Raw genomic sequence first — 24777 nt, 5'->3', positions numbered from 1 at the left:
CGGTCCGCTACGCCTGGCTCCTGGCCGGGACCGCGCTCTCCCTGTTCGCCATGCAGGCCGCATGGGACATCCCCCCATCATGCTGGTCAGCGCCAACACCTGGGAGGGCATCAAGGAGATGCACGCGCGCAACGCGGTGTTCCGGGCGGTGGAGAACGGCTTCTCCCTGTTCCGCCAGGCGAGCCGCGGACGCGCCAACGCGGTCGACCACCAGGGGCGGACGCTGGCGGCCACCGACTACTTCGCCACTGGGCAGCAGACCATGGTCGCCTACGTGCCCACCCGGGGGGTCACCACGGTCTACTCGGTGATCGGCGACGCTTTCGCGTGGCTGTGTGTCGCGGCACTCGCGGCGATGGCGGCCGGATGCCTCGGCCCGTTCCGCCGCCCGGGGCGCTGACCCGTCGGCCGGCCGGCAGGTCAACGCCGCGGGCCGGCCGGCGGCCCCTCCGTGAGGGCGGGTGACCCGGATCCGGGGTGCGTGCGGGGCGGGATAGGCTCTCGGATCGTGAGACGGCCGACCGGGATCCGCGGACCGCGCAGCTCGCCGCGCGCGGTGCTGCTGTGCCTGGCGGTCATGGCCTACGCCCTCTGCGCGATCTGCCACTCCGTGGTCCCGGCCGCACCGGCGGCCGTCGCCGCCGCGCCCGCCCCCGCCACGGCCGCTGTCACGCCCGGCGAAGCGGGGACGGCGCCCGCCGCGCACGACGACCCCGAAACGGGCCCCGTGTGTGACGTCGGTGCGGGATCCGCCATCGCGCCCCGATCCGGTGACGGATCGGGGCCCATGCTGCTGTCGCACGCCGCGGTCCTGGCCGCCGCCGCGTGGTCGGCCCCGCCGTCCCGCCCATGGCGGCTGGTCCCCGACGCCGGTCCCCGGCCCAGCGGCGCGCGGCTGCTCACCTCCCTCTGCATCCGGAGGGTCTAGGCCGACCGCCAGTGGGCGCGCTCCACCCGCGTGCCCCGGTCCGGTCCCCCCGTCCCGCGCGCCCCCGGCGCCGCGGGCCCCTCCCGCCGCGCCCGCCGCGCCCGGCCCACCAGATCTGGATGCACCACCACATGAGCAAGAACCTGGTCATCACGCTGGCGCTCATCGCCGCGTCCGCACTCGCCCTCGGCGCGTTCGTCGTCGTCGCCGGGGGATCCGCCCCCTCCGAGGGCGCGGCCGAATCCGCCGCGTCCCCCTCCGCCCCGGCACCGGAGGACCTGCTGGTGCGCGAGGACAGCCACTACCTCGCCGAGGCGCCCGGCGCCGAGGTGACCGTGGTGGAGTTCCTGGACTTCGAATGCGAGGCGTGCCGCGCCCAGTTCCCCATCATGGAACGGCTCCGCGAGGACTACGACGGCCGCATCAACCTGGTCATCCGCTACTTCCCCATGCCCGGCCACACCAACTCCGAGACCGCCGCCACAGCGGTGGAGGCCGCCGCGCGGCAGGGGGAGCTGGAGGAGATGTACATCAAGATGTACGAGACCCAGGAGGAGTGGGGCGAGTCCGGCGAGTCCAAGGCCGGGGAGTTCGAGGGCTTCGCCGAAGAGCTCGGCCTCGACACCGAGCGGTTCGCCGAGGACGCCGCCGACCCGGCCACCCTCGACCGGGTGCGCGCCGACTTCGACGACGGCCTGGCGCTGGGCGTGCAGGGCACCCCGACCATCTTCGTCAACGGCCGCCAGACCGACCCGATGCCCTCCTACGGGACCCTGTCGGCGATGATCGACCGGGAGCTGTCGTGACAGCGCCCGCCGCCGCCCCGCCCCGGCCGGCCCCCGGCGCCGCGGTGCCGGTCATCAGCCGCGCGCTGCCCTGGCTGCTCACCGCCGGGGGCGCGATCGGCCTGGCCGCCGCCGGCGCCCTGCTGGTCGAGAAGGTCCGGGTCCTGCAGAACCCGGACCACGTCCCCGCGTGCAGCATCAACCCGGTGCTGTCCTGCGGCACCGTGATGGACACCCCCCAGGCGACCGCGTTCGGCGACATCCCCAACCCGGTGATCGGGGTGGCCTGCTTCGCGATCGTGGCCGCCGTGGGCGCGGCGCTGCTGGCGGAGGGCGTGTTCCGCCGCTGGTTCTGGCTCGGACTGCAGGCGGGCACCGTCTTCGGCGCCGGGTTCGTGCACTGGCTGATCTTCCAGAGCCTGTACCGGATCGGGGCGCTGTGCCCCTACTGCATGGCGGTGTGGGCGGTGACGGTCCCGGTCTTCTGGTACGTCACCCTGCACAACCTGCGCGCCGGCCACCTCCGCGTACCCCCTGGGCTGCACCGGCCGCTGGACGCGCTGGCGCGCAACCACACGGTGGTGCTCACCGTGTGGGCGATCGCCGTCGCCGGCGCGATCCTGCACGCCTTCCGGGACAGCTGGAGCAGCCTGCTCTAGCGCCCCGGACGCCGGTGGCGGACGCGCACCTCTCCCGGCGGCGGCACGAATGGGCCGGGCCCCGGAACCGCTCGCGGCGGTCCGGGGCCCGGCCCATGGTGCGCCGCCGGGATCCGGCTACATATCGGGCACGAGCTGCGCCCGGAGCTTGGCCAGCGAAGCCGCCAGGGTGCGCGACACGTGCATCTGCGACAGCCCGACGATCTCGGCGATCTGCGCCTGCGTCTTGTTCCCGGCGAACCGCAGCAGGACGATCTTGCGGTCGCGCGCCGAGAGCGTGGCCAGCGCCGGCCGGAGCGACGCGCGGTCCGCGACGCTCTCCAGGGCGTGGTCCTCCTCCCCGAGCGTGTCGCCGAGCGTCTTCTCCTCCTCGTCGGCCCCGAAGGGCACGTCGAGGGAGAGCGCGCTGTAGGCGGCCGAGGCGTCGATGAGCTCCAGCGTCTCGTCGACGGTCATCTCCAGCAGCTCCGCGATCTCGGCGACCGTCGGAGACCGGCCGTGCTCCTGGGCGAACGTCGAGGTCACCCGGTTGAGCTCCGGTCGCTTCTCCTGGTGCTTGCGCGGGACCCTGATGGCCCACGTGCGGTCGCGGAAGTGCCGCTTGACCTCGCCGGTCATCATCGGCAGCGCGTAGGAGATGAACTCCTTGCCGTAGTCGGGATCGAAGTCCCGGATGGCCTGGACCAGGCCGACGGTCACCACTTGGCGGAGGTCCTCCTCGGGCTCCCCGCGGTTGCGGTAGCGGCGCGCGATGCGCCGGATCACCGGAGAGTGCAGGTCGACCAGGGCACGGTAGATCTCCTCGTGCCGGGGGTCGCCTTTCTCGGTGCGGGCGAGCTCGTCGAAGAGCTCGCGGGTCGAGGCGTAGTACGCCTCGTCTGATCTGCCGCTTCGCGCTGGACGCCGCGGAAGCGGGGGTGCGGTCTCTTTCCGGTTGCGGAGCGTGCTCGATGAGCGCATCGTGACGTTCCCTGCTTCTACGGAGTGGGACCGCCGATCACATGCCCTGGTGCGGATCGGCCCCCGCGGTCGTGCCGGGCGGCCGGGTTCGAGATCTCCCGGCGGATGGCTCCGGCGGTGATCGCAGGGACGCATGTGATGGCGTTTGAGGCCACGCTGTCGGACCTGCTGCACAACGATTTCGACACTACGGGACGTGTTCGCGTGCGCCAACCCTGCTACCAAGCGATGGGGGAGGTTTTGCCCCTCCTTCGCATAACAGCCCCGGGCACGGGTATACGTCACGGAACGTGATGAATCCCTACGGTGGGTCGCCGCCGCGGGGAGGGCGGCACGGGGGTGCCGCCCTCCGTCAGCGTCGCTGGTCGGGCCGTTCGGGCCCGGAGCGGAGGGCGTCCGGGTGCGGCGATCCGGTGACGGGAGGCGTGTCCGGGGCCGGGGTGTCGGAGCGCGGGTCCTGGAAGCCGCCGCTGGACAGGTCGCCGAGCCGGATGATCTCCCGCGAGAACGCGTCGCTGGCGGCCTGCATCTGGATCTGCACCGCGCGGGAGAACGACTGGAGCCACGCCACGCGCCGCTCGATCTCCTCCAGGTCGGCGCTGTGCCGCGCCCCGGACCCCGCGCGGTACTCCGCCACCGCGGCCTCGGCCGCCTCCTCGGCGTGGGCGCGCGCCTCGTTCATGATCTCCTCGCCCTGCCGCCGCGCGTGCTCGGTGAGCTGGCGGCAGTACTCCTGGGCCTGGGCGACGTAGGCGTCGGCCTGCTGCTGGGCCGCCGACAGCAGGTTGACGGCGTCGGCGGGCGGGCCGCTCGGCCGCGGCTCGGGGGGCGCGGACTGCTGGTCCCGGAACCGCTGGCGCAGCCGTTCGATCTCCGACCGCAGGCTCGACCGCTCGGCGTCGCCGGCCGCGATGTCCTCGGCGACGCGGCCGATGAACATCCGCACTTCCTGCTCGTCGTAGCCGCGCCTGCCCAGCGACGCACGCGGGAAATCCTGGTTGCGCACGCGTTCGGGACTGAGCCGCGGCTGGGAGCGCCGCAGCGCCCCCGTGTCCTCGCGTGCAGTCACGAGATGCCTCCGATTGGTTCGGTGCCGGTGGTGAACTCCTCGACGTGCACGCGCTCGCGCGGCAGGCCGTACTCGGCGAGACGGTGCACGGATCCGGCCACCATGTCGGGGGAGCCGCAGACGTAGACGGACTCGCTGCGCCAGGGGCCGTGGCGCAGCGCCACATCGACCGCGTCCCCGCCCTCGACCCCGTCCGAGGCGGCCTCGCGCGAGACGCACGGGACCACGCGCAGCCAGGGCTGCGCCTCGGCCAGCGCGCGCAGGGCGCGCAGGTCGTAGAGGGAGCGCCGCGTCGGGCCGCCCGCGAACAGGTACACGCGGCGGTCGCCGCCCTCGGACCTGACCTGGTCGATGAGCGCCTTGAACGGTGCGATCCCGGTGCCCCCGGCGATCAGCACGACGTCCTCCCGGCCGCTGAGGGTGAGGCGTTCGCCCACCGGCGGGCCCAGCCGCAGGGCGTCGCCGACGCGCACCCCTTGGACCAGGGTGGTGCTCACCGGGCCGCCGCCCACCACCCGCACGTGCAGGTCGATGGTGTCGTTGACGCGCGGCGCGTTGGCCGGCGTGTAGTAGCGCCACAGGTTCGGGCGCAGCGGGGTCTCGACCGCCAGGCTCTGGCCGGGGCGGAAGCTCAGGCGCTGATGCGGTTCGATGGTCATGACCGCCAGGTCGGGCGCCCGCCGGTCGTGCGACACGATGGTCGCGTCCCACCAGGGCGGGGTCTCCTTCGCCGAGGCGTCGGCGGCCTCGGTCATCACCTGGGCGACCAGGCCGTAGGCCGCGGTCCAGTCGGCGGCCAGATCGGATGTCCAGCGCGTGCCGAGGAAGTGGGACAGGGTGTGCAGCAGGGCCTCGCCTACGGCCGGGTAGTGCTCGGCGAGGACCGCGAACTTGCGGTGGTCGCGCCCGAGGTGCTGGAGGAAGGGGACCAGCTCGTCGACCCGGTCGACGTCGGAGACGATCCGGCCGAGGGCGCCGACCAGGCGGTCGCGCTGGAGGGCCATGCTCACCGGGAACAGTGAGCGCACCTCGGGGTGGGTCAGGAACAGCGACGAGTAGAAGAACAGAGGGACTTCGTCCCCGTACTCGGCGACCTGCTGCCAGCTGGATTTGAGGCGTGTCACGTCCACGGTCGGGATCCCTCCCGGCGGCGGCGCGGCACGGTTGGCAAGCGCATGCTCGTGTCCTCATGGCCCCGCCGGGGCCGTGGGCGACCGCGATCGCCCGCGGCGTCCCGGAACGGTGGCGCGTGTGCGTTGGAATCGGACGTGTCACAACGGGTGCGGAGCGCCCCCGGAGGCCGCGGCCGGCGATGGCGGCCATGGCGGAAATGGCGGCCGGGGAGCCCGCCCGGGCGGTGGCGCGGGACCGGCGGCGCCGGCCTCCGGGACGGACGCGGGGCGGTCCTGTCAGCTCGCGGAGCCGCCGGCGCGGGTGACGATGTCCCCGGACAGGGGCGCGACGGCGGCGATGATCTCGTCCGCGGTCCCCTCGGGGACCCCGGCCTTCAGCAGGGCCTCGCCGAGGTGAAGGGCGACGCGTTCGAAGTGCTCGTCGCCGATGTCCATCCCCTCGTGGACCTCCTTCATGCCGCGGCCGGTGTAGGTGACCGGCCCGCCCAGGGCGGCGGCGAAGAACTCGGCCTGGCGGCCCTTGAGGCGCGACATGTTCGTGCCGGTGAAGAAGCCCGCCAGCCGCTCGTCCGTCAGGACGCGGACGTAGAAGTCGTCGACCACGGCCTCGATGGCCTCGTAGCCGCCGATGCGGTCGTAAACGGTCGGCGCAGGGTTCGTCATGGACGGACTCCTCGTGTGGGGAGTGGGGGGCGCGGAGCGAACACGGTGGATGACCGCCGGTTCGAGCGATGACCATACGACGCCGGTTCCGCCGGGTCAAAGGTCCGCGAAACGCCCTCGCGGGCCGCCGCCGGCACGCCCCGGCGTGCCCCGCGGAGGCGGTGCGCGGCGCCGGACCGGCCGGGCCGCCGCCGCGGTGCGGGGCGTCCGACCCGCGGCCGGGCGTCGCGCGGTCCGTTGCGTCTTCGCACGTCATACGGGACGTTCGGCGATCGGGGGCGGGCGGCGGCGCTCCGCCACCGGTCGTCACCGCCGGTCGTCGGATCCGATCCGCACTCGTGAGCCGGACCCGTGGCGGGATACCGGGCCGCGCGGTTCGGGGCCGGGAATCGACCGTGTGCCGCGCGATCGGCCGTTTGGGTCTTTGGTCCTTGTTTCCGGTGATCTGTGATGCCCGGGGTCCGTGGGGACGCCCGCGCGGCCCCCTGACTCCGGGGCCGCCGGACGGGCCGCGCCGGCCCGGGAGGGGAGGAGCCGCAGGAAGACCCGCACCCGTGCGCTGCGCCACCTCCCCGCGACTCCGGGTGTCCGCATCGGAATCGGGACATTGGTCCCGGGCGCGTCGAGACGGCCGCCGATCCTCCTCCGTCCCGTCCCGTGCCGCGGAGCGCCCGGCGCCCCGACGGGGCGGTGCCGTCCGTCCGGCGGCCGCGGAGCCCGCCCCGCCCGCCGGCGCGGCGTCGGCGGCATCGGGGCCCCCGCCGCCACCGGCTCCCCGGGGGGCGGTGGCGTTCTCCCCCGCCCGGGGGAGAACGGGGCCACCGGGCCCCTCGTGTGCGGGAGGCGACGGGCGGAGCGCCCTATGAGGATCGGATGTGAACCTCCGGGCGACGCCGCCCGCGATGATGCGGGCCGCGCGGGGGCGGGGAGGACGACATGCTAAACGGAGCCGGACGGACGGCCGTGGCGCCATGGGCGCGGAGCGGTGCCGCATGGCGCGACCACGCCCCCGCTGCGGCGGCGCTGTGGTCGCTCGGCTACGCGGCCCTGGGCGCCTACTGGGCTCTGACCGGCGACGGGTTCCCCTTCGCCGAAGGGCGGGTCCACCCCACCGTGGGCGCGCTCCTCGGACGCGCCGGGCCGGAGGCGGCCTGGGCGGTCGTCGTTCTGGCCGGGATCCCGGCCGCCCTCCTCGGCGCCGCGATGGCCCGCGGGGTCCGTGCGGGGCGGCCGCTGATCATCGGTGCCGCCGCCGCGCTGGCCGGTGTGCTGCTGCTGGCGATGGCGGACGTGGGGCTGCTGATCCTGCTGGGCTACACCCCCTATGCGATCGTCGGCCTGCTGACCGGCGCCGACGTGGGCGGGATCTGGCTGGACTCCTTCGACGGGGCGATCGCGAACCAGGTCTTCTGCCTGGTCGGCGGCTTCATCTGGCTCGGTGCGGCCGTCACCTACGCGCGCCGCAGCGGCGACGCCTGCCTTCGGTGCGGGCGCGGGGAAGGGGTGCCGGGCTGGGCCGCGCCCGCCGCCGCCGCGCGCTGGGGGCGGGTCGCGGTCGCCGTGGCCGTCGCCGTCCCGGTGCTCTACGCCGCGACGCGCTACGCCTGGGCGCTGGGGATCCCGTTGGGGATCAGCGAGCGGTTCCTGAGGGAGGGACGGGAGACGGGGGCGTGGACATCGGGGCTGTTCCTCGCCACGTTCGGGCTGGTGGGTGCGGTTCTCACCCTTGGTCTCGTGCAGCGGTGGGGCGAGGTGTTCCCCCGCTGGATGATCGGCCTCGCCGGCCGGCGGGTCCCCATCGCGCTGGCGGTCGTCCCCGCGTCCCTCGTATCGGTCCTGATCCTGCTCGGCGGCATCGCGATGGTGTCGGGCCACGCCCAGCTGGTCGCGAGCGGGGCGGACGGCACCGCGGACATCACGCTCCTGGGCACCCTGCCCACCACGCTGTTCCCGGCCTGGGGCGCGGCACTGGCCCTCGCCGCGCTCGCCTACCGGCTGCGCCGCCGCGGTACCTGTGCGGAGTGCGGCCGCGGAGCCGGGCAGGCCGCGGATCCGGCGGCCCCGGAGGACCCGCAGGCCGCCGCGGGTACCTGAGACGACCGCCTATGACCCGATATGCGGCCGACCGAGTACCGTGTCCCGGTGACCACCGAGGAACGCATCGCCGACGACTTCGCCCGCGTCGGAATGGACGCATGGCTCCACGTGGCCGACCTGGACCGCGCGGACGCCGGCGACGGCGAGATCGCCTGGCGGGCCGACGAGCTTGTGGTCATCGCGTCGATCGCGCAGATCCTGACCGTCCTGGAGTTCTGCCGCCAGGCCGAGGCCGGCCGGATCGACCCCACCGAGCGCGTCGTGGTGGGCGCCGCCGACCGCCTCGACGGGTGGGAGGCGGCGGGCTTCGCCGACGATGTGGAGATGTCGCTGCGCGACCTCGCGCACTCCGCCATGTCGGTCAGCGACAACACGGCCGCCGACCTGCTGCTGCGCCGGGTGGGCGCACACGCCGTGCGGTCGCTCGCCGCCGGGCTCGGGCTGGAGCGCACACGCGTGATCGGCGGGCCGCGGGAGCAGCTGGAGTCGATGCTCGCCGACGTCGGCGCCCGGGACGACGCCGACTTCGCCCGGATCTACCCGACCCTGGAGGAGGGCCGGGTCCGCTCCCTGCGCGTGCTCGACCCCGGGGCCGCCACCTCCTCGACCCCCCGCGACATCACCCGCCTGCTCACCATGGTCTGGCGCGACCAGGCCGGCCCGCCCGCGGCCTGCGCCGTCGTGCGCGCCCACATGGCCCGGCAGATCCTGTGGACCCGGCTGTCCTCCGGGTTCCCGCCCGGCGTGCGCATCGCGGCCAAGACCGGCACCCTGCCGGGGCTGCACATGGAGGCGGGCGTCGCCGAGTACCCCGACGGGGGCCGGTACGCCATCGCGGTCTTCGCCGCCACCCGGTCGCTCGACACCCGGCGCATCGACGTCGACCTCGCGATGGGCAGGGCCGCGCAGACCGCGGTCGAGGCGCTGCGCACGCGCTGACCCCCGCCCCGTCCCCGCTCGCGACGGCGGTCGCGGCGCGGCGACACCGGACCGAGGGGGCGCGCCGCCGGCCGGCCCCGCGGCGGCGGCCGTCACGTCACGTCACGTAGACGGTGCCGCCCTCCTCACGTGCGCGCAGCGCCGCCGCCAGCCGCGGCGACAGCGCCGGATCGAGCATCCCCACCGCGGCGCGGGGCTCGACGAACGCGTAGCCGTCCAGCTCCTCCTCCTGCAACGTGATCGCGACGCCGGAGTGGACCCTCCCGCAGTCGAACACGAACGAGCAGAACGGCTTCGGGCGCCGCCCCCGCGGCGCGCTCCACTGCAGCGCCAGCAGCGCGCCCGCGGTCCTCTCCAGCCCCACCTCCTCGGCCACCTCCCGCTGGCACGCCAGGTGGGGGGCCTCCCCGTCCTCCACGACCCCTCCGGGCAGCGTCCAGTGCTCCCGGTAGTTGGGATCGACCAGCAGGACCCGGCCGGACTCGTCGGTGATCAGCCCGAAGGCGGCCAGATAGGCGGTGGGCAGGGACGCGAACCACTGCTCGGGCGGGAGGAACTGTTGCGGCATACCGGCAGGGTATGAGGTGGCGGCGGCGACGGCGACGCCGGGCGGCCACCGGCGCGCCGCCCGCCCGTTGCCCGCGTGCCGGCCCCGCCGCCCCGGCCGCCGACCGGCCGCCCGGGACCGGCGGCGACGAAACCGTGGCGCCGGGGACAAGGGGCCCGACCGACGCGCGTGCGCCCTGTGACATCCCAGCACCTAGACTGGGCGTCTCCCTGGCAGACGATCCCGGAGACGCACGGCTGCGCCCGGTACGCCCGGATGTGGCTACGATCTCAGGGATTCCACGACACGGCGGCGAATGCGGAGGTTCAGACGTGGGCCCATTGGAGCACGGCGACCCGGAGAGGATCGGCCGCTACCGGCTGATCGGGCGGCTGGGCGCCGGAGGCATGGGTCAGGTGTACTTCGGCCGCTCCGCCGGCGGGCGCGCCGTCGCCGTCAAGCGGATCCACCCGCACCTGGCCACCGACGCCTCCTTCCGGGAACGGTTCGCCCGTGAGGTCACAGCGGCCAGGCAGGTGAGCGGGGCCTTCACCGCTCCGGTCATCGACGCCGACCCCGACGGCGAGGTCCCCTGGCTGGTCACCTCCTACGTACCGTCGCTGCCCCTCGACGACGCCGTGCGCGACCACGGCGGCCTGCCCGAGCCCACCCTGCGCGTCCTGGCCGCGGGCCTGGCCGAAGCCCTCACCGAGATCCACCGGGTCGGGCTCATCCACCGCGACCTCAAGCCCGGCAACGTCCTGCTGGCCGAGGACGGCCCCCGCGTCATCGACTTCGGTATCGCCCGCGCCACCGACGGCACCGCGGCCACCCAGTCGATCATCGGCACCCCGGGGTTCATGTCGCCCGAGCAGATCCAGGGCGAGTCGCTGACCCCGGTCAGTGACATGTTCGCCTTCGGCGCCGTGCTCGTGTTCGCCGCCGGGGGCGTGGGCCCCTTCGGCCAGGGCGCCATGCCCACCATGGTCATGCGCATCATCCAGCACGAGCCCGACCTCTCCGCCGTGCCGCCGTCGCTCCAGCGGATCGTCGCGGCCTGCCTGGCCAAGGACGCCCGGCGGCGGCCCGGTCCCGGCGACGTCCTCGACGCGCTGGGCGACGTCCCGATCAGCGACTCCTGGCTGCCCCCGCACGTCATGGACGGCGTGCGCGCCCAGGTCGGCAAGGTCAACGCCGCCCTGAGCGGTGCCCCCACCACCACCGGTGCCGCCGGCGCCGGGGGCGCCACCTCGGTCCTGGGCGCGGCGGCGGCCGGTGCCGCCGGCGGTGCCGCGGCCGCCCACCTGCTCGGCAACGACCAGGCCACCCGCGCCGCCACCCAGGCGGGCGCCGACCCCACCGCCGCCATGGGCGCCCAGGGCGACCGTACCGCCCAGTACCCCCACCAGCCCACCGGCGGCTACGGCGACCACCCCAAGACCGCCGTCTACGGCCAGGACCCCGGGGCCGGCGCACCGCCCACCGCCGCCATGCCGCCCGCCGGGGGGCAGGGCGGCGACGACTACGCCGACCTGTACGGCGGATCGCGGCGCGGTGCCGACCAGACCCGCCGCGCCGCCGAGGAGCAGCGCCGCCAAGAGGCCGATGAGCTCCGCCGCCGCCGCGAGGAGCAGCGCCGCCGGGAGGAGCGCGACGAGCAACGGCGCCGCCAGGAGGCCGAGCGGGCCCACCGCGAGCGCATGCGCGCCGAGGAGCAGGCCACCCGGCGCGCACAGGCGCAGTCGCGCCAGGCCGACCAGCCGGGGCTGTGGAGTTTCGTGAAGCTCATCCCGCTGCTGATCATCCCGATCATCCAGATCCCGCTGGGGTGGGGCGCCTCCTACGCCTGGCAGTGGTTCACGACCGAGTCGGGGGTGTGGACCGGCCAGCCGTTCTACTACGAGACGATCCTGTCGGCGGACGGCTTCTTCCAGGCGCTGTTCCTCGGCTACTTCCTGCTGAACAACGTGGTCGCGCTGGAGTACCTGATCCGTTCGCTGCGCACCGGGTTCGTCACCGGTGTGCTCCTGGCCGCGGCGGTCGTCGCCGCCACCAACGGGGCGCTGTACTACAACGGCTTCTTCGGCTGAGGCCCGCCCGCCCCCGGCGGGCGGCGGCGCGACGCCACACGTGCCCGGCCGGGCGGTCCCCGGCCGGGCACCGCTGTTCACGGGGCCGAGCGGTCGCGCGCCTCTGCGGCGAACCCCGGGCGCCCCCGCGGCGTCCCACCGTGATGCACATCGTTTCCGGACGGCGGATCAGGGGGCGCGCCGCGCGCGCCATGGCGCTGCTCCTGCGGTTCGCGTGGCTCCAGGCGTGGTCGTGCGCCTTCGCAGCGGGCATCTTCGCGGGGCTGGCCGCGTCGGCCGTCGTCCCGCTGCCCCTTCCCCGCTACGACGCCCTCCTGATCTACGGCATCGCCCTCACCGCCCTCTTCTGGGCCCTGCGGCTGGAGACCGGGCGCGAGGTGGCGGCGATCCTCGGGTTCCACGTGGTGGGCCTCGCGTTCGAGCTGTTCAAGGTGCGTATGGGGTCGTGGAGCTATCCGGGCGACGCCTGGACCAAGATCGGCGGCGTGCCCCTCTACAGCGGCTTCATGTACGCGGCGGTGGGCAGCTACGTGGTGCGCGCCTGGAAGCTGCTGGACCTGCGGCTGACCGGGTACCGGCCGCTGGCCACCGGGGTGGTGGCGGCCCTGATCTACGCCAACTTCCTCACCCACCACTGGTGGCCCGACGCGCGCGTCCTCCTGGCCGCGGGCATGGTCGCGGCGACCTGGGGCGCGTGGGTCCACTACACCGTGGGCGTCGAACGCCTGCGGATGCCGCTGGCCCTGTCGTTCGTGCTCATCGGGTTCTTCCTGTGGGTCGCGGAGAACATCTCCACCCTGCTGGGCGCCTGGACCTACCCCGACCAGTCGGTCGCCTGGGCGATGGTGCACCCGGCGAAGTTCGGCGCGTGGGCGCTGCTGGTGACCGTGTCGTTCGTCCTGGTGGCGGCCTGGAAGCGGCCGGGCGAACGCCTGGAGCCCGTGCCCCCGGTGGGCGGAGCCGTGCCGGGGGCGGACGGGCGGTGAGCGCGGCCGCGGCGCCCCCGGCGGCCGGCTCCGGCGCACCCCGCGCCGTCGCGGACGCCTACTCGGGCAGGTCGGCGCGCTCCAAGAGCTCGGCCAGCCCTTCGGTCCGGTAGTTGTCGACGATCAGGATCTCCGACTCCGGGAGCAGCCAGTAGCGCTGCTCGTAGTAGCGGGTGGGGCCGTCGGTGCTGACGCCGTCGCCGTCCGCCTCCGTGCACGGCACGTTCCACACCCGGTAGAAGGCGCTGCGCTCGCCGATGGGGGCCAGGGTCCGTACCTCCTCCGCCGGCTCCGATTCGGCCGCCTCGACAGAGGGGTCGCAGGTATAGGGCTCCGTCTGGGGCATGAAGGGGTCGTTCTCGGTGAGTGTGGCGGCCGCGAAGCCGGTGCCGATGCCGCCGGGGCCGAGGATCTTGAGGTGCGGGCACGCGTAGTGCCCGCCCCACCAGTCGGGGGAGCCGCACCCGGTACCGGGGTCGGTGCCGACGAACAGCCACTCGTCCTCCACGGCGGGCGCCGCTCCCGTGGACGCGAACGAGGTGGTCTCGCGGCGTACCTCCCACGACCCGGGCAGCTCCAGGGTCAGGGCGCGGAAGTCGACGGTCTGCGGGCCGTTGTCCTCGGCCTCGCCCCATTCGGCACCTGCGAGGATGTCGTCCATCGCGTCGATGCCGTAGTTGTCGACGACGAGGATCTCCTGCTCGGGCAGCAGCCAGGTGCGCTGGTCGTGATAGAGCTCCTCGTTGACGTTGTAGTCGTCGGGGTCGGGGAAACTGATGCACACAAGGGAGCCGGCGGCGTAGGAGGCGTCGGCGTCGCCCACGGGGCGGGTCGCGTACTCCCAGTCGCCTTCGCCGCGGTAGCGGTCGTCCTCCCGGGTGTAGGTGGGGACGCCCTCGGAGCAGCCGGGCACCTCGCTGGCCGGGAGGTACATGCCCTGCGTGCCGTCGTCGTTGGCCTCGTCGATCGGCCCGTAGCCGGTCCCGCCGTACTCGATGCCGGCCGGTCCGAGGATCTTCACGTGGTCGCACCCCTCGGGCGTGGGAGAGGCGCCGAAGCTCCAGTCGACGCTGTCGCAGCCCTCTTGGCCGCCGGGGTAGAGGACGATCCATTCCTCGACCGGGCCGTTCCCCTGCTCGCTCGGCCCGCCGAAGGTGTCCAGGACGGTCTCGGCCGTCCAGTCGTCGGGGATCCAGATGGACATGCCGCGGAAGGCCACCTCCTGGCCCTCGCGCTCGGGAGAGGCGCTCGCGGAGGGCTCGGCGGCGCCGAAGGGCAGGACCGGCTCGCCCGCGTACACCCGGCCGCCGATCCAGCCGCCGGTGACGACGGTCGTCGCGGTGACCCCCGCGACGATCAGCGCGGTGGCCTTGCTCATCCCGGCGACGGTGCCCGCCCCGGCCGCGGCGGAGCCGGCCATGCCCGCACCGGCTCCGCCCGCGGCGGCCCCGGCCGCCCCCACCGCTCCCGCACCGCCCGCGGCGGCTCCCGCCGCGCCCGAGGCCCCGGCCGCCCCCGCGGCCGCCGCACCCGTCGCCATGCCGCTGACCACGGCGGCCGACCCCGACAGCAGCGCCACCGACCCGGCCGCGGCCATCCACGGCCCGAAGCCGCGGCCGACGTCGAAGCCGGTCCACGCCTGCGACAGCATCGCGCGCAGCCGCACGCGCGCGGCGCCGGCGTCCTCCGGCGTGTCCTCGCCGGTGAGGGCCAGGACCTCGCGGAACGCCTCTCCGGCGTCGGGCCGTTGCTCGGGCGCGGCCGCCAGGGCACGGGTCACCAGCGGCAGCAGGTCGTCGGGGACGCCGTCGAGGTCCACGGCCGCCGCGCGGGTCCGGGCGATCAGTGTCGCGGTGTCACCGGAGCCGAAAGGACCGTGCCCCGTCGCGGCGTAGACGACCAGGCCGCCCCAGGCGAACACATCGGCGCGCGGCGTGGCGGGCGCCCCGGAGAGCCGCTCGGGCGCGATCCACCCGGGCGTGCCGAAGACGCCGGCCTCGGCGTCGCGGTCGCCGGTACCCCGGGCGATACCGAAGTCGAGCACGCGGGGGCCCGCCGGGGACAGCATGATGTTCGCCGGCTTGACGTCGCGGTGCACGACCCCGGCCGCGTGGACCGCGGCCAGTGCCTCGGCGGTACCGGCGGCGAAGGACCGCAGCGCGTCCCCGGTGAGGACGCCGCTGTCGCGGACGTGTTCCTTGAGGGTGCGGCCGGTCACGAACTCCGTGGCCAGCCAGGGCCGTTCGGCGCCGGGCGCCGCGCCGAGGAAGGCCGGCGCGCACTCGGCGTCGACGCGGCTGATCAGGTCGACCTCGCGCGCGAACTGGGCGCGGTAGGCCGGGTCGGCGGCGTGGCGCGGATGGATGACCTTGACCGCGATCTGCCGGCCGGCCGGGTCGAGGGCGCCGTAGACGGCGCCCATGCCGCCCTCGCCGACCCGTCCGACCAGCCGAAACGGCCCAATGGCGAGCGGATCCCCGGCGACGAGCGGGGCGAATCCAGTGGGAAGGGGCTGGCCGCCGGGACCGGGGGTGCCTGTATCAGGGGGTGTCATCGTCGTTCCGTCGTCCAAGCCGGGGAGGGGTTCCCGCGCGCGGAAGTACTATGCCATCTGCGCATTCGTCGCGACAACGCTGGTCAGCGCGGTGGCGGCGCCGGTCGTCCCCGCACCGGCCGCACCGGGGCGCCCTTGCGTTGCGGAACGGGCGCTCATCCCGCCGTCGCCGACGATATCCCGGGTGGACGCGGCCCTCGGTCGAGGAATCGGTCGCGGTCGCTTCGGTGCCAGGTTTCCGGTGATCGCGGATAAGCGCCCGGCCATGGTGCGGGACGCGGTCGGTCGCGCGTCCATTCGCCGGACCGTCGGCCGGAGAAGCGCGTCCGGTGCCCGTGAGGGCCGGAGGCGAAGGCGGATCCGCAGACGGTGCGGAACGTGCCGGAAGTGCGCCGAGCGGCGGGCAAGGCCGTGGCGGCACACTTTGCGGAGCGGTCCGCGCGGCGGCCCGCGCCGTGCCGCTGCGGGCTACGGAATGAAGTGTGGCATAAATCATTCGAATTCGCGTCGAATTCATGCCGTCGCCGCCGCGCCGTGGATCTCCTCAATTTATTGGCAGATGTGCAGCTCGCAGTGTTATTCGAAAAGTTTCGCCACCGGCGATCGCTGGTCGGAAAGGCTGCGGATGCATTCCCTTGGCTCGGGTAGGCTCAGGGGGAATTTCCCGGTGTGCGGTCGTCAGGCATGTGTGATATTGATCCTCGGAGGATTTGTTATTTCACATGTCCACCCCCCGTTTTGAGAATCCCGTGTCCGTCTGATAGGGGGATCCTTGGTAGAAACCGATGTGCGCGGCGCGCGCTCCACTGGGGCCGAGCGCTCTGTCCCGACACGCTTCCGCGAACTCCACAAGCGCGTCCCCCACCGCGAGCTGTTCGTCTTCACCGACGACGACGGCAACGACACCGAAATCATGACGGTGCGCCGCCTGGCCGGCGAGGCGGAGCGAATCCGGGCCGGCCTGGTGCGGCGCGGGCTCACACCAGGTGACCGGGTGATCCTGCTCTACCTGCCCTCGCTCGACTTCATCAGCGCGTTCCTGGGCTGCCAGGCCGCCGGGCTGGTCCCGGTCCCCGTCGCCCCGCCGAACCCGTTCAAGCCGGCGTACGACATCGGGGTGTTCGCCGCCATCGCCGAAAGCTCCGGAGCCCGGCTGGTGCTCACTCACAGCGCCTACCGGGAGTTGGCCGAAGCGGGCGCCCGCGCCAAGCCGCCCGCGCCCGGTGCCCCGACCTGGCCCGACCTGGCCTGGGAGTACACCGACCGCCCCCCGTCCTCGCCCGATGCGCCCGCCGACCTGCGCGACTGGCATGATCCCGCGGACATCGACACCCCCGCGTTCCTCCAGTACACCTCCGGCTCGACCGGCGACCCCAAGGGTGTGGTCGTCAGCCACCGCAACATCCACCACGAGCTGGACTCCATCGCCCGCGACCTGCGACTGGGCGACGACACCGTCGCGGTGACCTGGGTTCCGCACTTCCACGACCTGGGCCTGATCAGCTTCCTGCTCAACACCCTGGTGGGGCACTCCGCCCGCACCCACGTGCTGTCCCCCCTGAGCTTCCTGCGGCGCCCGGCCGTGTGGTTCGACGTCGCCTCGCGGGTGCGTGCGACGCACACCGCCGCGCCGGACTTCGCGTTCGACCTGGTCGTGCGCAAGACCACCCCCGCCCAGCGCGCGGCGTGGGACCTCTCCTCGATGCGCGTCGCCGGCTCCTCCGGGGAGCTGATCCGGCCGGCCACCGTCGAGCGGTTCCTCGACGCCTTCGCCGAGGCGGGGTTCGCCCGCAGCGCGTTCTACCCCACCTACGGCCTGGCGGAGCACACGCTGAGCCTCACCATGGGCGGCAGTGGGCCGCTGCGGGTGGACGCCGATGCCATCCGGCGGGGCCGGGCCGTGCCCGTCGACGATCCGGAGCGGCCCGCTGCGGTCTACTACGGCTGCGGCACCAGCACCAAGCCGGGCGCGAGCCTTCGCGTGGTCGACCCCGACACCCGCCGTCCGTGTGCGTCGGGCCGTGTAGGCGAGATCTGGGCCGACTCCGTGACCAAGGCACGCGGCTACTGGGGCCTGCCCGACCGGACCCGCGAGGTCTTCGCGGCGCGGGTGGCCGACGGCGACCCCCGCGACTACCTGCGCACCGGCGACCTCGGCTTCCTCCACAACGGCGAGCTGTTCGTCACCGGGCGCCTGAAGGACATGGTCATCATCCGGGGCCACAACCACTACCCGCAGGACATCGAGGACAGCATCCGCGGCAGCCACCCTTCGATCCGCGCCGGCGGCGTCGCGGCCTTCGCGGTGCCGGCCGGTGCGGGCGAGGCACCGGGCGAACGGCTGGTGGTCCTGGTGGAGACCGGCGCCGAGCCGACAGAGGACGACCGGGCGGCGGTCTCGCGTGCGGTCCGCAAGGCCGTCGCCGACGCCCACGGCATCACCTGTGGCGACGTCGTCGTGGGCGGGCGCGGCCTGGTCCTCAAGACCACCAGCGGCAAGATCCGCCGCAGCGCCTGCCGGGCCGCCTACATGGACGCCGCCTCCGGCCCCCGTCCCGAGGAGGTGCTCCGGTGAGCGGACACCGCGCGGCCCCCGGCCTGCGCTTCTCGGCCGGCCCCGACGACCCCGGCCTGGACGGGATCGATTCCGACTTCGGCGCGCTGCTGCGCCGCTTCGAGGTGATGGCCCAGGCGTCGCACCGCACCCGCCGGCGCTTCTTCCACGCCGGCGGCGCGGCGGTGCGCGGCGAGGCCGTGTTCGTCGCGCACCCGGGGCCCGCACCGCACCCCTTCTTCGCCCCGGGTCGCGCCCTGCCGGTGTTCGCCCGCTACAGCAGCGGCGAGTGGGCCGACGAGGTCCCGCCCGCGACCAGGGGCCTGTCGCTGCTGTTCCTGGACCCCGCGCATCCCGCGGACCCCGACCGCTCCCCGTTCAACCTGACCCTGAACACCGGACGCCGCCTGTTCGCGCGCGACGCCGCCATGTTCCACCGGTTCACCTTCGGCACCGACGCCGACAAGGAGGAGCTGGCACGCGAACACCCCCACCTGCGCGACGCCGTGTGGGAGCAGGTCCGCGGACCCGTCGACTACACCCGCTACCACTACCACTCGCAGGTACCGCGCCCCTACGTGGACGGCACCGGGCGGCCGTGGCTGGCCCGCTACCGGGTCGTCCCCTCCGCCGGCGCGCCGGACTGCGGGCGGCACGACCCCGGCGGCCTCCGCTTCCCCATGGCACCGCCCCACATCCCGCCGCGGGGCCCGGGCGACCAACGGCCGCCGACCCTGCTCGGCGACGCGCTTCGGGCACAGGTCGCCGCCGGCGGAACCACCGGCCTCCTCCAGGTGCAGCTACACCCCCTTGGTGCCGACGCCGACGCCAACCGCTCCGCGCTCGACCCCTCTCGACCGTGGTCCGAGCACGAGCACCCCTACCGCACCATCGCCGAATTGCGGTTCGACGCCCCGCTGGACGACACGGTCGCCGAGGGACTGCTGTTCGACCCGGCCAACGCACCCGACGGGCTCGGCATCGCCCTGGCCAGGTCGCCCCGTGAGCCCGCCTCGGTCAACCACGTTCGGGCCCTCGTCTACCGCATGGCGCACGGCGCCCGTACCGGCGCGCACCGCTCCGGGCCGGCGACCCGCCCGAGCGGCCGCCCGGATCGGCGGCCGACGGTGTGCGTCATCGGCGCGGGCGCCGCCGGGCTGACGATCGCGCACGAACTCGACCGGCTGAACCACCACACCGTGGTACTGGAGAGCGATCCGGAGGTGGGCGGCAAGTCCGGCTCCGTCCGGGTGGACGGCCGCGCCTACGATCTGGGCGCCCACATCTGCACACCCCAGTACGCGGAGCTGGTCCGGCTTGCGGCCGAGCTCGGTGTCGACACCGAGGACGCCACACCGTCGCGCGTCCACGACACCGGCGGCGCGACGGCCCGCCTGCCCGACCCGGCGTTCTTCCGGCCCGAGGCGTTCACGCGCTACACGCGCCTGCGAAGCGAGCGCTTCCCGCGCATCGACCGGCCGGGTCTGGCCCATTCCGCCCGGGAACTGGCCGCGCCCGTAGCGGACTGGCTGCGTGACAACGGCCTGGACGCCATGGCCGATTCGCTGGGCGACGGATACACCGCCTCGGGCTACGGCCACCTGCGCGGTGACCTCCCCGCCCTGTACTTCGTCAAATACGCCGAGATGACGGGCCTGTTCTCGAGCCGGCCGCAACTGGCCGGGCACGCGGGCACCTTCACCGTCCGCGACGGCTTCGCGCGGCTGTGGCGGCGGGTCGCGGAGAGACTGCCGGACGTGCGGACCGGCACCCGGATCGAGTCGGTGGACCGCAGCGGGGGCGGCGTGACGGTGCACACCAGCGGCGGACCGGTGCACGCCGACGCCCTGGTCGTCACCCCGTCCCTGGACCGGGTGGCCCACCTGCTCGACACCACCGAAGAGGAACGCGACATCGCCTCGCGGATCCGCACGGTGGACTACTACACCGTGGTGTGCCGGATATCGGGCCTGTTCCGTGAAGGCTTCTACCTCGCGAGCGAGCACACCTCCGCCGCCGCGGAGCCCGGACACTGCGTCGCCTACCACCACCGCTACGCCGACAGTGACGTCTACACCTGCTACCTGTACGGTGCCGAGGGCCTCGACAGCGCGAACGCGGACGCCCGGCTCAGCGCGGACGTCGCCCGTATGGGCGGGCGGGTCGAGGAAGTGCTGCTGGTCCGCAGGTGGCCCTTCATGCCGCACTTCTCCAGCGCCGACATGGCGGAAGGCGTCCTCGACCGCATCGAGCGCATGCAGGGCCGCAACCGGACGTACTACGCGGGCGGCCTGCTCGGCTACGAGCTGATCGAGACCACCGTCGCCTATTCCCGGGACCTCGCCGACCGCTTCTTCTCCGCCGCGTCCCCGGACCGCGCCCCGACGGAACCGGGCGGAGCCAGCGGGGCGGACGCGGCCGGGGCGATGCCGCCGGACGCGGTTCCGGGCCACGCCGAGATCCGGGACTGGCTGCTGGAGCGGATCGCCACTGAGACGGGGCAGGCCATCGACCCGCACGCTCCCCTCGACGACTACCTGGTGGACTCGCTGGCCGTCGCGGAAGTGCAGGGGCAGCTCTCCGAGCGGCTGGGCTTCCGGGTGTCGCCGACGCTGCTGCTGGAGCTGCCCACCGCCGACGCGGTGGCACTGCACCTCGCCGGACTCATGAGTGAGCTGCCCGCGACGGGATCGGATCAGGCCGTCCGCGGAACGGAAGAACGACTCGACCGCGTATGAGAAGGGATTCCTGATGGCAGATTTCATGACGGCGACCGCGGTGCGCCCCCGCGGGGGGACCGGCGCGACGCGGACCTTCGACGTCACGCTGGACGCGCAATGGACCGTCAACGGTAAGCCCCACGGCGGTTACCTGCTCGCGGTCCTCGGCCGCGCGGCGTCCCAGGTCGCCGAGACACACCCGCACCTGCTCGCGGTCAACGCGTCCTTCCTCGAGGCCGCGGAGCGCGGCGACGCCGTTGCCGAGGTGGAGCCGCTGCGCGAGGGGCGCGGTTCGGCCCAGCTGCGCGCCCGGCTGGTCCAGGACGACCGGGTGAAGGTGGAGTGCCTGATAGTCCAGGGACTGCTGGAGGACGAGGACGCGTGGTGGTCCACGGCCGTCCCAGAGGAGCTGCCCGATGAGAAGGACTGCTTCCTCGCCCCTTCGGAAGTGCCCGAACTGGGACTGAGCGCGCCGTTCCTGGCGATGATCGAGCACCGCCTGGATCCCGCGCTCCTGGGCTTCGCCGTCGGACAGCCGTCGGGCCAGGGGCTGGTCCGGGGGTGGCAGCGCATGGCCGACGAATCCGGCTGGGACCCGCTCAGCGTGCTGGTCGCCTTGGACGTGATCCCCTCGGCCTCACTGGACCTGGGCATCCCGGGCTGGGCGCCGACCATCCAGTTCAGCGCCTATGTGCGGAGTCTTCCGGCCGCGGGTGCCCTGCGGACCCGCCTGAAAGCCGGCCAGGTGGGCGCACAGACCATGGATCTGAGCGCGCACCTCTGGGACGACAAGGGGCGGCTGGTCGCCCAGGCCTCCCAGATCGCCGCCGTGCGGATCCCCGACGGCGCCGCCCCCGGGAACCCGTGACCCTGGACGCCCCGAGAGGCCGAGGGCGGCGTCATCGGTCGCCGGCCCCGCCCTCGGCGGCGCGGCGAACGGGATCCATCCGGACGCCGCGCACCGCCGGGATACGGCGGGGGCGTCAGGCCGGGCGCCGTCCGGTGGCCGAGGCGCTGAGGGTGCCGTCCGGGGCGCGGTCCACGGCCGCGCCGAACGGGCGGCTGACGCGGTCGAGGACCGCCCGGAGCCAGTCGGCGTCGGCGGCCGGGGCGGACTCCAGGCGCAGGTTGCGGGCGCGCAGGGGGAGCATGCGCAGCGACACCAGGTCCCCGTGGCCCGCCCGGACCGCCGCCACGTAGACGAGCCGGAGGTCGCCGCGGTAGCGCGCGAACCCCGGGATGCCCTCGTAGTCGTTGACCGCGTCGCCGCAGCCGTAGAGGATCGGCCGGCCGCGGTAGACCTCGATGGGGCGGGGGTGGTGTGACGAGTGCCCGTACACGATGTCGGCTCCCGCGTCGACCAGCCCGTGCGCGGTCCGGACCAGGTCCGGACCGACGTCGTAGCCCCAGTTCGACCCCCAATGGACCGAGACGACCACGATCGCGCCGGCCCGCTTCTCCGCTCGCACCCGGTCGGCCAGGTCATCGCCGTCGCTTCCCGCCCGGTCCGGCAGGACCTGCACGCCCGGCCGGTCGGCGGTCGCGGCCCAGTCCCGTGGGATGCCACTGGACGCCATCCCGCAGGAGAACACCGCCACGCGCCCCCCGGCCGTGCTGATGACCGCGGGGCGCCCCGCCTCATCGGCGTCGCGGCCGGCCCCCACACCGCGCAGGCCCGCTGCGGTGAGCGCGTCCAGCGTGTCCTGAAGCCCCTCGCGGCCGAAGTCCAGCACGTGGTTGTTGGCCAGCGCGCACGCGTCGGGCCGCAGGGCGGTCAGGACGGGCAGGTTCTCGGGGCTCATGCGGTAGTGCACGGACTTCTCCGGCGCGAACCCGCTGCCGTGGGTCACGCTCGTCTCCAGGTTGAGCAGCCGGACATCGGGGGCGAAGCGCTCCACCGCGGTCAGGACGTCGCCCCACGGCCAGGAGAAGCCGACCGGGCGGGGGACCGGGCCGTGCGCCGCCTCCGCCAGCGCGACGTAGGCGCGCGCGTCCGTGCAGCCCGGCTCCCGCAGAACAGGGTCGAGCGGGTGGGGGAGGACCTGGTCGACACCGCGGCCGGTCATCACGTCGCCGCACAGCATCACGGTCACCACGCCGTCTCCCACCCCGTCCACTCTGCCAGGGACGGGGGAGGGGACACCGGCGCCATGCCGACCGGGTCGGGCATCCCCTCCGGTCGCGCACGGCCGCCGCGCCGGGGCCGGCCGGATCGTGGACGCGGCGCGGTCGGCGGTGCAGCGGAAGGGCGGCCGGGCGATGGCGCGCGCGGCGGCCGCTGGGGCAGCGGGCCGCCGGCGACCGTTGGCCGGTGCGGCCCGTGCCGCGTTCCGTCCCCGGCGCCGCGTGCCGCCCGGCGGCCCCTCCCCCTATCCCCTTTGCCGTCAGGCGAACTGGCCGGGCCGGTAGCTTCCGGCGGGCTGCTGAACGAAGACGTTGAGGCGGTTGAAGGCGTTGATGACGGCGATGAGCGCGGCCAGGGCGGCGAGCTGGTCCTCGTCGTAGTGCTTGGCGGCGTCGGCCCACGCCTCGTCGGTGACACCGCCGGCGGCGTCGGCGATGCGGGTCCCCTGCTCCGCCAGCTCCAGGGCGGCGCGCTCGGCGTCGGTGAACACCGTGGCCTCCCGCCAGGCCGCCACCAGGTGCAGGCGGGTGGCGGTCTCGCCTTCGTGCAGCGCGTCCTTGGTGTGCATGTCGGTGCAGAACCCGCAGCCGTTGATCTGGCTGGCGCGCAGCGTCACCAGGTGCTGCGTCGCGCGCGGCAGCCCGGAGTCGCCGATCGCCTCGTTCGCGGCGACGAAGTGCTTGACGATCCGGGTCGCGACCGGGTTGACGAAGAGGTTGAGTCGGGCGTCCATGGTGGCTCCTTGAGTTCGCCGGTACTGACACCTCCTTGACGGAGCCGGCCGGCGCGATGTGACGGAACTCGGTGTGACGCGCGTCTCCTGTGCCGCGGGGCGGTGCGTCGGCGGGGACCGGGAAGGGCCGGCGGTCCGGGGTGGGGCCGCCCCCAGGGGCGGCCCCACCGTCGCGCTCCCCGCGCCCGTCCCGCGCGGGGAGCGTGCCTACCCGCGGGCGCTCGCGCGCAGGGCGGCGATGAACCACTCCCAGGCCGGCACCGCGGGCTCGAACGGCTCGCGGCCGTTGACGACGCCCACGAGCTGCCAGTACCGCTCGACCCGGGCATCGGAGCCCACGGCGAACCGGTCGGCCAGCCGCAGCCGGCCGTCCGGGGTGTCCTCCTCCCCGTAGGCCGCCACCAGGGAGTCCATGACCCCGTCGACGACGGCGCGGGCCCGCGCCGACGCCGGGTCGGTGCCCGCGGCGACCTCCGGCCCGGCCGCCGCCCCGACCTTCTCGGCGATGTCGCGCGCGGCCTCGCCCGGGCCCTGGAAGGTGCCCTCGGCGATGGACCGCGCCTGCGCTTCGGTCATCTCGCGGACGCGGGCCCGGTATGCGGGGTCGCGGACCAGTTCGGCCAGCTCCACCCAGGCGTCGACCTGAGCCGTGGTGGGGTCGTCGGGCAGGTCCACCCGGACCGATCGCATGCCCTGGACGAATCGCTCGTCCAGTTCCAGGCCGTCGAAGACGTGGTCGTGGTATTCGTCGATGATGCCCTGCCGCTCCTCGGCGGAGAGCCGGGCGAGCCTGTTCATCAGGCCGACCTCCCGTTCTGTGAGTGTTCGATGGGCCACGGTGCGCAGCACGGCCCGGCGCAGCCGCAGCACGCGGATCTGCGCGTCGAGCGCGTCGGCGTGGGCCGCGGCCACTTCCGCCAGGTCGGCGTCGCGGTCGAGGACCGCCCGGATGGTGGCCAGGTCGAGTCCGAGATCGCGGAGGGTGCGCACCAGGTCGAGCCGGGCCACCGCCGCCGCGTCGAAGAGCCGGTAGCCCGATTCGCTGCGCGCGGTCGGCGGCACGATGCCCTGGTCGGCGTAGAACCGGATGGTCTTGACCGAGAGCCCGGTGCGTCGTGCCAGCTCACCGATGGTGGAGAGGCCGTGTTGCGCGTCCATGGGCACCATCGTGGAGTCTCCCCCCACGGGAGGGTCAAGCCCGGGGCCGCGCGCCGCATCGGCGCGGCGCGGGCCTG

20 protein-coding genes are annotated in these 24777 nt (G+C 74.3%); 11 read left to right on the top strand and 9 right to left on the bottom strand.

What is annotated here, in order from left to right:
- Positions 1 to 61: 61 nt before the first annotated feature.
- The 4 genes from ACFO4E_RS08365 (at position 62) to ACFO4E_RS08350 (ending at position 2372) form a co-directional block, all read left to right on the top strand.
- On the top strand, positions 62 to 400 hold the full coding sequence (locus tag ACFO4E_RS08365) for a carbon-nitrogen hydrolase family protein (RefSeq protein ID WP_378572545.1): 339 nt from the start codon (positions 62 to 64) through the stop codon (positions 398 to 400).
- Between the two features lie 108 nt (positions 401 to 508).
- Positions 509 to 928 carry a hypothetical protein gene (locus tag ACFO4E_RS08360; RefSeq protein WP_378572544.1) on the top strand — a complete coding sequence of 140 codons (420 nt, stop codon included), beginning with the start codon at positions 509 to 511 and terminating at the stop codon, positions 926 to 928.
- Between the two features lie 131 nt (positions 929 to 1059).
- Positions 1060 to 1734 (top strand): DsbA family protein, encoded by a 675-nt coding sequence (locus tag ACFO4E_RS08355; RefSeq protein WP_378572542.1) that lies wholly within the window; start codon positions 1060 to 1062, stop codon positions 1732 to 1734.
- A complete protein-coding gene (locus ACFO4E_RS08350) occupies positions 1731 to 2372 on the top strand; it encodes a vitamin K epoxide reductase family protein (RefSeq protein ID WP_378572540.1) in 642 nt (213 codons plus the stop codon). Before ACFO4E_RS08355 ends, ACFO4E_RS08350 begins: the two co-directional genes overlap by 4 nt.
- A gap of 117 nt (positions 2373 to 2489) precedes the next feature.
- On the opposite strand, the gene ACFO4E_RS08345 is transcribed toward ACFO4E_RS08350, so the two are convergent.
- The 4 genes from ACFO4E_RS08345 to ACFO4E_RS08330 form a co-directional block, all read right to left on the bottom strand.
- Positions 2490 to 3332: a SigB/SigF/SigG family RNA polymerase sigma factor gene (locus ACFO4E_RS08345; protein ID WP_378572538.1), complete on the bottom strand. Its 843-nt coding sequence runs from the start codon at positions 3330 to 3332 to the stop codon at positions 2490 to 2492.
- A gap of 352 nt (positions 3333 to 3684) precedes the next feature.
- Positions 3685 to 4401 (bottom strand): DivIVA domain-containing protein, encoded by a 717-nt coding sequence (locus tag ACFO4E_RS08340; protein ID WP_378572536.1) that lies wholly within the window; start codon positions 4399 to 4401, stop codon positions 3685 to 3687.
- Positions 4398 to 5531 (bottom strand): globin domain-containing protein, encoded by a 1134-nt coding sequence (locus ACFO4E_RS08335; protein WP_378572534.1) that lies wholly within the window; start codon positions 5529 to 5531, stop codon positions 4398 to 4400. The genes ACFO4E_RS08340 and ACFO4E_RS08335 overlap by 4 nt, the downstream gene beginning before the upstream one ends.
- A 279-nt stretch (positions 5532 to 5810) precedes the next feature.
- Positions 5811 to 6197 (bottom strand): group I truncated hemoglobin, encoded by a 387-nt coding sequence (locus ACFO4E_RS08330; protein ID WP_378572532.1) that lies wholly within the window; start codon positions 6195 to 6197, stop codon positions 5811 to 5813.
- A gap of 936 nt (positions 6198 to 7133) precedes the next feature.
- On the opposite strand from ACFO4E_RS08330, the gene ACFO4E_RS08325 reads away from it, so the two are divergent.
- Entirely contained in the window at positions 7134 to 8291 is a 1158-nt protein-coding gene (locus ACFO4E_RS08325; protein WP_378572530.1) for a hypothetical protein, read from the top strand.
- Between the two features lie 48 nt (positions 8292 to 8339).
- Positions 8340 to 9233, top strand: coding sequence for a serine hydrolase (locus tag ACFO4E_RS08320; protein WP_378572528.1), 894 nt, complete (start codon positions 8340 to 8342; stop codon positions 9231 to 9233).
- A gap of 97 nt (positions 9234 to 9330) precedes the next feature.
- On the opposite strand, the gene ACFO4E_RS08315 is transcribed toward ACFO4E_RS08320, so the two are convergent.
- Positions 9331 to 9801, bottom strand: coding sequence for an NUDIX domain-containing protein (locus ACFO4E_RS08315; protein WP_378572526.1), 471 nt, complete (start codon positions 9799 to 9801; stop codon positions 9331 to 9333).
- A 311-nt stretch (positions 9802 to 10112) separates the two neighbouring features.
- Here ACFO4E_RS08315 and ACFO4E_RS08310 point away from each other — a divergent pair, with 311 nt between their 5' ends.
- Positions 10113 to 11870, top strand: a complete 1758-nt coding sequence (locus ACFO4E_RS08310) for a serine/threonine-protein kinase (RefSeq protein ID WP_378572524.1) — start codon at positions 10113 to 10115, stop codon at positions 11868 to 11870.
- 143 nt (positions 11871 to 12013) lie between these two features.
- Entirely contained in the window at positions 12014 to 12856 is an 843-nt protein-coding gene (locus ACFO4E_RS08305) for a DUF817 domain-containing protein (protein ID WP_378572656.1), read from the top strand.
- A 58-nt stretch (positions 12857 to 12914) separates the two neighbouring features.
- Here the strand turns inward: ACFO4E_RS08305 and ACFO4E_RS08300 are convergent, their stop codons facing one another.
- Positions 12915 to 15410, bottom strand: coding sequence for a serine/threonine protein kinase (locus ACFO4E_RS08300; protein WP_378572522.1), 2496 nt, complete (start codon positions 15408 to 15410; stop codon positions 12915 to 12917).
- A 772-nt stretch (positions 15411 to 16182) separates the two neighbouring features.
- Here ACFO4E_RS08300 and ACFO4E_RS08295 point away from each other — a divergent pair.
- Genes ACFO4E_RS08295 through ACFO4E_RS08285 form a run of 3 tightly spaced genes read left to right on the top strand, consistent with a single transcriptional unit; the run spans position 16183 to position 21552 of the window.
- Positions 16183 to 17985 carry a fatty acyl-AMP ligase gene (locus ACFO4E_RS08295; protein ID WP_378572520.1) on the top strand — a complete coding sequence of 601 codons (1803 nt, stop codon included), beginning with the start codon at positions 16183 to 16185 and terminating at the stop codon, positions 17983 to 17985.
- Positions 17982 to 20702 carry an FAD-dependent oxidoreductase gene (locus ACFO4E_RS08290; RefSeq protein WP_378572518.1) on the top strand — a complete coding sequence of 907 codons (2721 nt, stop codon included), beginning with the start codon at positions 17982 to 17984 and terminating at the stop codon, positions 20700 to 20702. The genes ACFO4E_RS08295 and ACFO4E_RS08290 overlap by 4 nt, the downstream gene beginning before the upstream one ends.
- A gap of 13 nt (positions 20703 to 20715) precedes the next feature.
- Positions 20716 to 21552: a thioesterase family protein gene (locus ACFO4E_RS08285; RefSeq protein ID WP_378572516.1), complete on the top strand. Its 837-nt coding sequence runs from the start codon at positions 20716 to 20718 to the stop codon at positions 21550 to 21552.
- A 115-nt stretch (positions 21553 to 21667) separates the two neighbouring features.
- On the opposite strand, the gene ACFO4E_RS08280 is transcribed toward ACFO4E_RS08285, so the two are convergent.
- The 3 genes from ACFO4E_RS08280 to ACFO4E_RS08270 form a co-directional block, all read right to left on the bottom strand.
- Positions 21668 to 22792 (bottom strand): CapA family protein, encoded by a 1125-nt coding sequence (locus tag ACFO4E_RS08280; RefSeq protein WP_378572514.1) that lies wholly within the window; start codon positions 22790 to 22792, stop codon positions 21668 to 21670.
- A 276-nt stretch (positions 22793 to 23068) separates the two neighbouring features.
- Entirely contained in the window at positions 23069 to 23542 is a 474-nt protein-coding gene (locus ACFO4E_RS08275; protein WP_378572512.1) for a carboxymuconolactone decarboxylase family protein, read from the bottom strand.
- 207 nt (positions 23543 to 23749) lie between these two features.
- Positions 23750 to 24700: a MerR family transcriptional regulator gene (locus ACFO4E_RS08270; protein WP_378572510.1), complete on the bottom strand. Its 951-nt coding sequence runs from the start codon at positions 24698 to 24700 to the stop codon at positions 23750 to 23752.
- Between the last annotated feature and the right edge of the window lie 77 nt (positions 24701 to 24777).

The sequence above is a fragment of the Nocardiopsis mangrovi genome, from assembly GCF_042653925.1.
Classification (GTDB): domain Bacteria; phylum Actinomycetota; class Actinomycetes; order Streptosporangiales; family Streptosporangiaceae; genus Nocardiopsis_B; species Nocardiopsis_B mangrovi.
The sequence above is the reverse complement of the archived record's forward strand: the minus strand, read 5'-3'. Positions and strand labels throughout refer to the sequence as shown.